This is a genomic window from Streptomyces sp. NPDC054887 (assembly GCF_053610585.1).
In genome coordinates, this window is record NZ_JBSGYQ010000048.1 from 1 (window position 1) to 11,382 (window position 11,382).

The window sequence follows — 11,382 nt, forward strand, 5'->3', positions numbered from 1 at the left end:
CCGTCCCCACAGAGCAAGGCCCCACCCCCCGCCGAGGCGCGGCCCCGCCCCCCACCCCCCCCGCCGCCACCCCCCGCCCCCCCCCCCCCCGGGCGCCCGCCCCCCCCCCCCGCGGGGGGGGGGCCGGCGGCGCCGCACGGAGGTACGGGACCGGGCCGCTCGTACGGGGGAGGCCCGGTCCGCGCCCGGCGACCGGGCGGTGGTCCGTCCACCGGATGGACGCCTCCAGCAGGTGGCCCCGGCAGCGCGATGCGTTGCTGGTGTGATCGCGCAGGGACAGCCGGGACGAGCCGTGGCGAACGCCGTGGCAGGGCGGATGCCGGCTCCGGGAACGGCCGTCCGTTTCGCGACGGGGGTGCCCGGGACGCACCTGATCATCGCAGCAGCGAGGCAACGGAGGACGAGATGCCCACGCCCACAGACGAACGTACGCGGGGAACGCGCCGGGGCGGCGCGTCCGGCGATGTGCGGGCAGCCGTCCGGGTCCATCACTGGGAAGGGTTCCGGTTCGAGTCCCGCCTGGTGCGCGCCCCCGAACGCCGGCTGCCGCCGGTGCTGCTCATCGGCGGCGCCTTTCAGCGCAAGGAGCGGTGGGGCTACGTCGAACAGGAGATCCTGCGGTACTCCGATGTCCTGACCGTGGACCCGCCCGGGTGGGGGAGCGCCGACCTGCTGCCCGAACAGCACGGGGTGGAGATCATCGCCGACTGCCTGCACCACATGCTGGGCGAACTCGGCCTGAGCCGGCTCAACATCGCCGCCGGCTCGTACGGAACGGCCATCGCCTACCGTCTCGCCCAGGCCCATCCCGAGGACGTCGGCCGGATGCTGCTGTTCGGGACGATGTGCCGGATTCCAGACCACGCGCGGACCGCGATCCGGCACACCCTCGACCTGCTCGACGCCCAGGAGATGGACCTCTTCGCCCGGGCGACGGTCGACCTGTTCATGTCCCGGAAGCCCGGTGCGGGAGTCGTCAACGGCCGCGCGCTGCGCCGTATCCTGCACACCCGCTTCGCCACCGCCGGGGCCGACGAGACCGCCAAGTACCGTGCCAACACCCGGCGGCTGCTCCGCCACACGATGCTCGACACGACCTCGCCGCCGCCCCACCCCGTGCTCGTCGTCACCGGCGAGCACGACACGTTCACCACCCCCGAACTCTGCCGCGAGATGGCCGCCTGCTGCGCCGACAGCCAGTACGCGGAGGTCGCGGACGCGGATCACATGGTCCACCTCGAAAGAGCCCACGAGATGGGCGAACTCGCCGAGCGCTTCTACTCCGGGCTTTCCATCGCCGGCCTGCCCTACCTCCGCACCGTGCGCCGAGTCAGGGGCGAGGGAGCCGCCGACCGGGACGGCCGCGGTACCCCTGAAAGGCCGTAGGGGTCCTGGGCGCGCAGGATCGCGCGAGATCACCCGTGCAGGGCGTCAGAACGGTGCCGGCCCCCTGCCCACGACGTCCATCACGAAGGGGCCTCCCGTGCTGCGGCCCCAGTCGGCGATGCTCCGCCTGACGATCTCTCCGGACCGCCCAGCGATCACGACGTGCCCGTGCGTGACCTCCCACAGCGCCCGGCTGTCGACAGCGAAGAACGTGAGGGTCCCGCGCCAGCCGCCGGACGCGTCCTCGGTGAGGTCCGCCTCGGCGGCGAAGGTGCGTCCGCTCTCAGCGAGGAGTTCGGCAGGTCCCTTGTACGCGGTCATGACACAAAAGTAGGGGCGCCGTCGGGCGGAGCCGCGAAGACATCGCCGTAGTGACGTGGCCCATGAGCACCGCACCCCGGGACCGCGTACCTCACTGCTCGGGGACTTCCGGTGCGATCCCCGTGCCGGGCCGGTCCCGGAGGCGTTCGGCGGGAGTGCGCCGGCCCTGGCGGAACGCGGCGAGCCCGGCGTCGAACCCTGTCGCGGACCCCACGAACAGAACCGACTCGTCGCGTCCCACGAAAATGCTTCCTCCACCCCGGACGCCGGTCTGCCACACACAGATACCGAGTCCGTCGGGCAGCTCCCGTACCGAGAGCGCTCCAACGGCGCCGAGGTTCCCGAAGAGCCTCGCCGCTGTACCCGTCAAGCGCCGGACATCCATGCCGCACTGCCTCTCGTTCCACCCGGCACGCACCTTCCGCACGCCGGAGAAGAGCTTGGTGCGGACGGCAAAGGCTCGGTTCATGGCGACACCGGTCGGTCGCGAGCCGCTCAGGGAGCGATCGGCAGCCGGCGCTTGTGCTCGGTGAGGCGGTAGCGGGTCACGATCGTCTCGAAGGCCCGCTCCTCCACCGGCTTGCCCTCCAGGAAGTCGTCGATGTCGTCGTACGTCACCCCGAGCGCGTCCTCGTCGGCCTTGCCCGGGTCCAGGGTCTCCAGGTCGGCCGTCGGAACCTTCCACACCAGCTCGGTGGGCGCGCCCAGCGCGTCCGCGACGGCGCGCACCCGCCGCTTGGTCAGCCCGGTCAGCGGAACGAGGTCGGCGGCGCCGTCGCCGAACTTGGTGAAGAACCCGGAGACCGCCTCGGCGGCGTGGTCGGTGCCGACGACCAGGCCGTCGTGCGCGCCGGCCACCGCGTACTGGGCGATCATGCGCTGCCGGGCCTTGATGTTGCCGAGCACGAAGTCCTGGTGAGGGGCGTCACGGAAGGCCACGTCGGCCGCCAGAGCGGCCGCGAGCGAGGCGTCGCTCGCCGGCTTGATGTCCACCGTCAGCACATGGTCGGCGCGGATGAAGGAGAGCGCGAGCTGCGCGTCGTGCTCGTCGGCCTGCACGCCGTACGGCAGCCGCATCGCGTAGAACCGCGCCTCGTGCCCGGCGGCGCGCGCCCGCTCGACGGCGAGCTGGCACAGCCGGCCGGTGGTGGTGGAGTCCACACCGCCGCTGATGCCCAGCACGAGGGAGCGCAGACCGGTGGAGGTCAGCCGCTCGGCGAGGAAAGCCACCCGGCGCTCGATCTCCTGACCGGCGTCGAAAGTCTCGGCGACCTGGAGTTCCCGGGCGATCTCCTGCTGCAGGGCGATGGACGCCGGCTCGCTCACGTCTGCTCCTTGTTCCGCTTCACGATGTCTGTCGCGCCCACCCTACCCAGGGAGCTTCCGATGACTCGGGGCCGGAGCGGCCCGAGAGCTCTGCGTGATGATCACAAGGCCCGGCTGTGGCGGGGTGACGGCTGCCCGGTCCTGCCGGGCGCTCAAGATCCAGCTCGACAGCGCTCCCGAACGTCGAGGAGACGATCGACGCCGTGCGCAGGGCCCAGCGGGTGCGGTACCGGGCGCCCGGGGCGTGAAACGGGCGCGGAGTTGACGGGCGCCCGTCAACCGACGCGCCGGGCGAGCACTTGGCCGGGCCAGGAGCCGTGCGTGAACCGGTCGGTGGGCGTGAAACCGTTGCGCTCGTAGAACGCGACCAGTTCGCCACCGCCGCCCGCCCAGCAGTCGACCCGCAGCAGCTTCACGCCGGCCCGGCGGGTCTCCTCGGCGGCATGAGCCAGCAGCGCCGCTCCGATGCCCAGGCCGGCGTGCCGCCGGTCGGAGACCAGCAGCCGGACGTACCGCTCGGGCTCCCCGGCCGGGGCGATCGGCATCTGCGGACTGGGCCCGGTGTCCAGCACCAGCGCTCCGGCAGGCGCTCCGCCCAACTCCGCGACGTACGGCGCGTTCTCGGTCGTGTACCGCTCGACGCGCGCCACACCGCCGGGCACCTGGGAGTACGGTGTGGTGCCCCACTGCTCGGTGTTGCCCCGCCCGTTCATCCAGGCGACCGCGGAGTCGAGCATCTCCAGGATGGCCGGTGCGTCGGCCGGGCCGCCGGGCCTGATGTGTATGCCACGTGTGGTGTCGTTCACGGCCAGAAGCTTAGGCATGTCCGGTGCCGTCCGGTCGCCGCCGCGGCCCGCGTGCCAGTGCGGCGGTCGAGGTCGTCCGGCGGGGGTCATTGGCGGCTGACCGTGCGCGTCACACCTGTGACGATCGTCGTCGCGAGGATCCAACCCGTGATGATCAAGGTGTACGCCAGCCACTGATGCGGGCCGTCGGGCGCGAACGCCGGCTCCTGGCCGAAGCTGATCACCGGCAGGAGCAGGTCGAGGGTGTAGAAGACGGGGTTGAAGTCGGGAGCCTCGTCCGCCTTGACCGGGCGCGGGTGCTCCAGGCCGTACGCGACCGATCCGACGGCCACGAGCGACAGCAGCCAGACGGCCGCGCGCAGCGGGCGGAAACCGTAGCCGACGGTGGCGTCCTGGACGTACCCCCACAGCCGCCCGTACCGGGTGAGCGTGGTGCGCCGGCGGCGCTGTTTGGCGAGTTGGACGAGCCGGGCGGCGTCGTCGTCACCGACGTGGCGGTAGGCGGCCGTCAACTGCTCGTAGCCGTGCGGCTCGTACCGCTCGCCGTCCCGTTCCAGCATCGGAAGGCGGCGTTCTGCGGGCTCGTGCGGGGCGAGCACGGTGTACGTGAGATTGCTGAGGAACACCTCGTCCGGCAGCATGTCCGCATCAAGGGTCAGTATCTCGATCTGGGAGCGCCGGAGATTGAGGGCGCCCTCGATGCGATCGCCCCAGCGCAGCCACAGTTCGCCGATGACGCAACTGCTCGCGCGCAGGGCCGTGCCTCCCGGATTCGACAAGTTCGCGTGCAGCAGGTCGAGCCGCCCCGATATGCGCGAGCCCCGCAGCTCGACCCGGCCCCGCGCCCGTATGCACCGGGCCCGCACATGGGCTCCCACATTGAGGTTCTGTGCGTCCAGTGCGATGCCGCCAGGGGCGTCGAACTCGGCGTCCTGCACGTTGATCCGCCCCGCGACGGACGCCCCGGTGAGCCGTACCTGTCCGTGCGCGCGCATCCCGGGCGCCCACATGTCGTCCCCGATCGCCGCCTGGTTGAGCTGGAGCACCGGCTCGGAGTCGTCCGGAGCCGTGAAGCGCGCGCGCTCCATGAACAGCGCCCCGGAGATCTGCGCCCCTCCGAGCCGCACCGGCCCCCGCACACGGCAGTCCGTCAGCCTCAGCACCCCGTCGACACGCAGGGTCGCCGCGGTGAGGCCCGGCAGATCGGAGTCGCTGAGGTTGAGCTGACGCAGTTGGGCTCCGTACAGGTGCGGGACCTCGTCGAACCGGCAGCGGCTCAGCCGGACGGCGGCGTCGACGGTGGCGTACCTCAGGTCCAGTACGCCGGTGACGCGCGCGCCCGCGATCTTGAGGGCGGCGATCTCCCCCTCCTCCTGCGGAGCCCTGAGCAGCAGCGCCCGCAGCATACTCGCCCGTACGGTCCGCTCGGCGCCCCACGAGTCGCCGGCTGCCGGACCGTCCTCGCTCTCGTCGGCGCGGAAGTCCACGGACGCGCCGCGCGGGAAAGCCCGCCATACGCGCGCCTCGGCCGGTGTCAGATCGTCGGGTTCGTTCACGCGGGGACTCTGACGTGGTGCGTTCCCGGTGTCAACTTCCTTACGGGGAAGGGGCATGCGGCCCAGTGGTCACCTGCCGTCCGTGTGGCTCGGGCGCGTGACCCCGTCGCCGGGACGGCCCGCGCCACCGGCCGGACTGCTGCGCGGGCCCTGGCCGCTCAGCGGCCCACCAGCAGGGTGACCAGGCGTTCCACCCGGTCCTCGGGCGAGGGGCTGCCGGGGGCGCGGGTCATCAGCAGGTGGTGCAGGGTGCCGACGAAGGCCAGGGCCGCCGCCGCAGTGTCGGTGTCGGCGGACACGCGGCCCAGGTTCTGTTCGGCGGCGAGATAGGCCGCGACCGCCGCCTCGATCACACCGAAACCCGGCGCGCCCTCCTCCCACGCGCGACGCGTGTGCGAGGAGGCCCCCGGCATGGTCAGGGCGAGTCCGACGACGCCCGGGTCGAGGGAGTTCAGGAGCGTCAGGGCGGCCGAGAGCAGGTTGTGCGCCACCGTGTCCTGCCCGGCGCGGGCGGGGAGGGTCTCCGTACGCCGCGCCGTCGCCGCGAAGCGGTCCAGCACCAGCTCGGCGACGAACGCGTCGAGTCCCGCGAAGTGCGTGTGCAGCACCCCCTTGCCGCAGCCGGCTTCCTCCGTGACCGCGCGGCTGGTCAGTGCGCCCGCTCCATCGCGTGCCACCACGCGTTCGGCGGCCGCGAAGAGGCGTTCGCGCAGGTCGGGAATGGCGACTCCACGGGGTGACATCGGCTCGCTCCAGAACAGACGGTGGACAGTATGGGCGCACGCCCATACTGTTTGGGCATACGCCCATTCTAACGGGAGGCCGACCGGCATGGAGCAGAACGAACGCGTCGGCAACAGCCGCCAGGCGCAGGCATGGAACGGGGAGGAGGGGAGTGCGTGGGCCCGCCACCAGGACCGCTGGGACGCGGTGAACGACGGCTTCAACCAGCGGTTGCTCGACGCCGCCGGCATCGGCGAACGTCACCGCGTACTGGACATCGGCTGCGGCGCCGGGCGCACCACCCGCCTGGCTGCCCGGCGGGCGCCGCGGGGCCGGGCCGTGGGTCTCGATCTCTCCGGCCCCATGCTGGAACGCGCCCGGGCCGCCTCGGCGCGGGAAGGGCTGGGCAACGTCGACTTCGTCCAGGGGGACGCCCAGGTCCACGCCCTCGCGCCCGGCGGCTTCGACTGTGCGGTCAGCCGCTTCGGGATCATGTTCTTCACCGACCCGACGGCCGCCTTCGGCAACATCGGCGGGTCTCTGCGGTCCGGCGGCCGTCTGGCGTTCGTCACCCCCGCCGCGGCCGCGGACAACGACTGGGCGGTGGTGATGGCCGAACTGTCCCGCGCCCTGCCCGAGGCGGACCCCGGGGACTTCGGCGTGACCGGCGCCCCCGGCATGTTCTCCCTGGCCGACCCCGACCGCACCCGAGCGGTTCTGGAGGCGGCCGGGTTCGCGGGGGTCGCCTGCGACCGGGTCGAGGCGTACGGGGACTGGGGGGCCGACGCGGCGCAGGCGGCGGACTTCCTGTCGACCACCGGTCCTGCGCAGCACGTGCTGGCCCGGGCGGCCACCGCGGAGCGGCGCGACGAGGCGCGGCACGCCTTGATCGACGTACTGCGCCCGTTCGAACGGGAAGGAGCGGTGCGACTGCGCGGTGCGGCGTGGCTGGTGACGGCCGAGCGCCCCTGACCGACCGGTTCGAACGTACGCACAGCGACTGCTCAGTACCGGTGGTTCCGGTGTCGGGGGCGGTCGGCTGATCGCCCTGCACTGCCGCTGCGGACGGCCGGCGGGCGGCCCGCAGCGTTGCGGGCGAGCGGTTTTCGGGGCCGAAAGGCCTGGTCAGCGGCTCACCCGTGCTATACGTGCGGAAACATTTGACACGAGGCAACGATTCTGTGGGACGCTGTGTGGACGCCAGCCTGGTCTGGTGGGAGGTCCCGCGCCGCCCTTGTTGGTCACGATCCGTGGCCGGGGCGCGGTACGGGTGGTCTTACTTGGCTGTGCACGGCACACGCCGTGCGCTTGACGGCACCGGTTCCACTGGTGGCCGTGATGGGCTCGACCCCTGGATTGAGGGGCGAACCGTGAAGGCATTCACCGTAACCGCCGAACAACACCCCGACCTGACCATGCTCACCGTCGCCGGGGAAATGGACCTGCAAACCATACCGGCGCTCGAGGAAGCAGCCCTCGTCGTCCCGCTCGGCGGCAAGACCCTGCACCTGGAGCTGTCGGGCGTGTCCTTCGTGGACTCCAGCGGCTTGAACCTGCTGCTGCGCCTGCGGCATCGCATGCGCTCGGACGGCGGTCATCTGGTGGTGTCCGGATTGCAGGAGCAGCCGGCGAGCCTGCTGCGCCTGACCGAGACCTACGAGCTGCTCACCGCGCCCGACAAGGCCGTACTCCCGTCGCCTCCCGTCCAGCGGCAGGCCTCCTCGCGCGTGTGACCCGGGCCCGGAACGCCGCCTCGTCCGGTGAGGTGGCGTCGGGCGAACGGCGTGCCGCCGAGGGCGAGCGCGGCGAAGGCGCAGGGCCTGCCGCCGCCGGTGAGGCTCGGCGGGAGACCGCGCGCACCGTTTTGACTTACCTATGAGGTCATACATATTATCGCGTCATGTCCGCTTCCAGCGCGTCCGCACGGGACGCAGACCGTGTGGCCTCCGGCCTCGCGGCCTGCCTGCCCGCGCTGAACCGCGCTCTTGAGCGGCAGGTGGGGCGCGACTTCCCGCACCCCAAGCCGCCCGAGGGGCAGCTCGCGCTCCTTCGCTTCGTCGCGGGGCGCGAGGGCGCCACGGTGCGCGAAGCCGCCGAGGCCCTGCTGATGAAGCCGAACAATGTCAGCGCCCTGGTCTCCCAGCTCACCGGGCGCGGACTCATCGAGCGCAGGCAGGACGCCTCCGACAAGCGGATCGCTCATCTGCACCTGACGCCGAAGGCCCGGCAGGAGATCGCCGAGGTGCGGCGCCTCGAAGGCGCTCACATCGCGCGCGCCCTGCGTTGCCTCACCGACGGTGAGATGGATGCTCTCGGCTCGGCCCTGGGCGCGCTCACGTCACTGACGCGCCACCTCCACTCCGCGACCGACTGATTCCGCGGCCCCTCCGTCGGAGGGGCGGCCGGTCCGCAGGCGCCCGGTTCCCGTGTGCCCGTGCTGTCCCGTGCCCCACGGCGAGCTCCCGTGCGACTGTCCGCCCTCCTGTGGCCCGGCATGCGTCGGGCTGCCCCGGTGCGCATCGGTCGTCATCTCCCCACTCCGCCACATGTCCACCAGGACTCTCGCGTCAGTAAGGCATTTCCATGTCATCCACGTCCGTGGAGCAGTCCCCGCTGTCCCCGTCCCCCCGTCCGGCGCCGTCCCGGCGAGCGGCGCCCGGCCGGCGGTCCAACCCCTGGCTGACCCTGATCGCAGTCGCCTTCGGCCTCTTCATGGTGCAACTCGACGCGTCCGTCGTCGCGATCGCCAACCCGGAGATCGGCCAGGACCTCAAGGCGTCCACGGCGGATCTGCAGTGGGTCACCAACTCCTACCTGCTCGCCCTGGCGGCCGCCCTGATCCTCGGCGGCAAGCTCGGCGACCGCTTCGGCCGGCGCACGTACTACCTGATCGGCGTCGCCGGCTTCACCGTCGCCTCGGTCGCCATCGGTCTGGCCGGATCGGTCGAGGGGGTCATCGCCTTCCGGGCGCTCCAGGGCTTCTTCGGCGCGCTGCTGCTGCCCAACACCCTCGGCCTCCTGCGTGCCGTCTTCCCGCCGAAGAAGTTCGGCATGGCGGTGGGCATCTGGGCCATGGTCTCGGCGGTCTCGACCGCGCTCGGCCCCATCGTCGGCGGCCTGCTCATCGAGCACGTCAACTGGGAGTCCGTCTTCTACATCAACGCCCCCATCGGCCTGCTCGCGCTCGCCTTCAGCGCGTACGTACTCCCCGAGTCCAGGAACGCGGCAGATCAGCAGCGCTTCGACATCCCCGGAGTCGTGCTTCTGGCGCTCGGCCTGCTCTGTGTGATCTTCGGCGTCGTCAAGGGCGAGACGTGGGGCTGGACGTCCGCCGGCACGCTCTGCGCCGTCGCCGCCGGTGTCGTGCTGCTCCTGGTCTTCGGCTGGTACGAGCCCCGGGTCGCGCACCCGCTGCTGCCGATGCGGCTGTTCCGCAACCGGGCGCTTACCACCGGCACGCTGGTCACGGCGCTCAACTTCTTCGTCATGCTGGGCGTGATCTTCTTCGTGATGCTGTACCTGCAGAACGTACGCGGTTTCACGCCCGTCGAGGCCGGCGTCCGTACGCTCCCGCTCAGCCTGGCCTCCCTGGTCGCCTCGCCGCTGGGGGCCGCGCTGACGGGACGCTTCGGGGCCCGGCTCACCATGCCGCTGGGCATGCTGCTCCAGGCCGGTGCCACCTTCGGCATGCTCGGCTGGGACACCGATTCCTCCTACGCCACGATGTGGCCGCCGTTCATCGCGCTCGGCCTGGGCGTCGGCATGGTGATGGCGGCCTCCTCCGACGCGATCGTCGGCAACGCGCCGGTGAAGGACGGCGGTGTGGCGGGTGGCCTGCAGGCCACCGCGCTGCAGATCGGCGGTGCGCTCGGCACTTCCGTACTGGTCTCTCTGATCAGCAGCAGGGTGGGCTCGACCCTCACCGGTGAACTGACCGGCGCCGGAGTCCCCCACGCCATGGCCGAGGGCCTCAAGGAGGCCGAGGACGCGGTGGCGATGGGCGTGGCCCCCGTCTCCGGCGACATGCCCGCCCAGCTCAGGGCAGCGGTCGTCGAGGGCAGTGGCCAGGCGTTCATGAACGGCGTGCACACCGCCGTGGCCGTCACCGGGGTCCTGTGCCTCGTGGGCGCCGTGCTCGCCGCCATCGGCATCCGGCGTACGCCGCACGACCCGGAGGCCACCACCGCGCCGACGCGGTGACCGGCTCCCGGGCACGTCGGTGAGTCGGCGTACGGTTCCGCTGCCGGGGGCTGTCATGCCCTCCGGCAGCGGCATGTTTCCCCCGGCGCCGCCATCCGAACGGTCGCCGAACCGCTGCGGGGACGGGGCCCGCCAAGCCCGTCGCGCTGCGGCCGGTCACCGTCCGGCCGACGATGACGACACGGTCACTACGGCCCGACGGCAGGCACTGTCGAGGCTGCCCGCCACTCGCGGGAGCCGGTGGCCGCCGGCCGCGCGCCCGTCCTGGCCGTCCCGCGTCCGCGCCGGCGGAGCGGTGAAACGGCGCCGGTAGGGTGCGGTTGTGGACACGGAGTCAGGAAACGAGATGGTCGCCGTCCCGCCGGGACGAGTGACGCTGTCCGACCGGCGGACGCAGCGCACTTGGACCGTCGAGGTCGCCCCGTTCCGCATGTCGGCGTTCCCCGTCACGCAGTCCTGGTACGCGGACGTCACCGGCCGGCGGCCGAGCGCCGCCCGGGGCGAGCTGCTGCCCGTCGAGGGCGTCTCGTGGTGGGACGCGGCCGACTTCTGCAACGCCTTGTCCCGGTGCCAGGGGCTGCGGCCCGCGTACCACCTGCGCGCCGACACCGAAACGGCGGAATGGGACACCACTTCGGACGGGTACCGGCTGCCGACCGAGGCCGAATGGGAGCACGCCTGCCGTGCGGGCACCACCGGCCCGCGGTACGGCGAGCTCGACGAGGTCGCGTGGTACCAGGGCAACGCCGAGGCGCGGATCCACGAGGTCGGCGGCAAGCAGCCCAACGCCTGGGGTCTGTACGACATGCTCGGCAACGTGTGGGAGTGGTGCTGGGACGTCTACGACGCCGAGGTGTACGGCACGTACCGGGTGCTGCGCGGCGGCGGATGGGCCGACGAGCACTGGAGCTGCCGGGCGTCGGTGCGGCGGCGAAGCCACCCGACCTTCCGGATCGACGACGTGGGAACGCGCGTCGTGCGCTCCTCGCCGCCGCCCTGACGGCCGCCCGCGGAGACGGCCGGCACGCCCTCACGCGAGGGGCGGAACACGTGGCGGCGGGAAC

General features: G+C 72.3%; 12 protein-coding genes. 6 read left to right on the top strand and 6 right to left on the bottom strand.

Annotated features, from left to right (window positions below; translation table 11 throughout):
* Positions 1-405: 405 nt before the first annotated feature.
* Positions 406-1,386, top strand: coding sequence for an alpha/beta fold hydrolase (locus ACWGH0_RS24465; protein WP_453406361.1), 981 nt, complete (start codon positions 406-408; stop codon positions 1,384-1,386).
* Between the two features lie 45 nt (positions 1,387-1,431).
* Here ACWGH0_RS24465 and ACWGH0_RS24470 read toward each other — a convergent pair whose 3' ends face one another.
* From ACWGH0_RS24470 to ACWGH0_RS24495, 6 genes are all read right to left on the bottom strand, one after another.
* A complete protein-coding gene (locus ACWGH0_RS24470; protein WP_453406362.1) occupies positions 1,432-1,707 on the bottom strand; it encodes a hypothetical protein in 276 nt (91 codons plus the stop codon).
* 91 nt (positions 1,708-1,798) lie between these two features.
* A complete protein-coding gene (locus ACWGH0_RS24475) occupies positions 1,799-1,948 on the bottom strand; it encodes a hypothetical protein (RefSeq protein ID WP_453406363.1) in 150 nt (49 codons plus the stop codon).
* 254 nt (positions 1,949-2,202) lie between these two features.
* On the bottom strand, positions 2,203-3,033 hold the full coding sequence (gene nadE / locus ACWGH0_RS24480; RefSeq protein WP_453406364.1) for an ammonia-dependent NAD(+) synthetase: 831 nt from the start codon (positions 3,031-3,033) through the stop codon (positions 2,203-2,205).
* A gap of 275 nt (positions 3,034-3,308) precedes the next feature.
* Positions 3,309-3,839: a GNAT family N-acetyltransferase gene (locus ACWGH0_RS24485; RefSeq protein ID WP_453406365.1), complete on the bottom strand. Its 531-nt coding sequence runs from the start codon at positions 3,837-3,839 to the stop codon at positions 3,309-3,311.
* Between the two features lie 86 nt (positions 3,840-3,925).
* Positions 3,926-5,395, bottom strand: coding sequence for a membrane-associated oxidoreductase (locus ACWGH0_RS24490; protein WP_453406366.1), 1,470 nt, complete (start codon positions 5,393-5,395; stop codon positions 3,926-3,928).
* A gap of 158 nt (positions 5,396-5,553) precedes the next feature.
* Positions 5,554-6,138 (bottom strand): TetR/AcrR family transcriptional regulator, encoded by a 585-nt coding sequence (locus ACWGH0_RS24495; RefSeq protein WP_453406367.1) that lies wholly within the window; start codon positions 6,136-6,138, stop codon positions 5,554-5,556.
* An 88-nt stretch (positions 6,139-6,226) separates the two neighbouring features.
* On the opposite strand from ACWGH0_RS24495, the gene ACWGH0_RS24500 reads away from it, so the two are divergent.
* The 5 genes from ACWGH0_RS24500 (at position 6,227) to ACWGH0_RS24520 (ending at position 11,318) form a co-directional block, all read left to right on the top strand.
* On the top strand, positions 6,227-7,090 hold the full coding sequence (locus ACWGH0_RS24500; RefSeq protein ID WP_453406368.1) for a class I SAM-dependent methyltransferase: 864 nt from the start codon (positions 6,227-6,229) through the stop codon (positions 7,088-7,090).
* Between the two features lie 398 nt (positions 7,091-7,488).
* Positions 7,489-7,851 carry an STAS domain-containing protein gene (locus ACWGH0_RS24505; protein WP_453406369.1) on the top strand — a complete coding sequence of 121 codons (363 nt, stop codon included), beginning with the start codon at positions 7,489-7,491 and terminating at the stop codon, positions 7,849-7,851.
* 167 nt (positions 7,852-8,018) lie between these two features.
* Positions 8,019-8,492 carry a MarR family winged helix-turn-helix transcriptional regulator gene (locus ACWGH0_RS24510; RefSeq protein WP_453406370.1) on the top strand — a complete coding sequence of 158 codons (474 nt, stop codon included), beginning with the start codon at positions 8,019-8,021 and terminating at the stop codon, positions 8,490-8,492.
* Positions 8,493-8,701: 209 nt separating this feature from the next.
* Positions 8,702-10,318 carry an MFS transporter gene (locus tag ACWGH0_RS24515; RefSeq protein WP_453406371.1) on the top strand — a complete coding sequence of 539 codons (1,617 nt, stop codon included), beginning with the start codon at positions 8,702-8,704 and terminating at the stop codon, positions 10,316-10,318.
* 346 nt (positions 10,319-10,664) lie between these two features.
* Positions 10,665-11,318, top strand: coding sequence for a formylglycine-generating enzyme family protein (locus tag ACWGH0_RS24520; protein ID WP_453406408.1), 654 nt, complete (start codon positions 10,665-10,667; stop codon positions 11,316-11,318).
* Positions 11,319-11,382 lie beyond the last annotated feature (64 nt).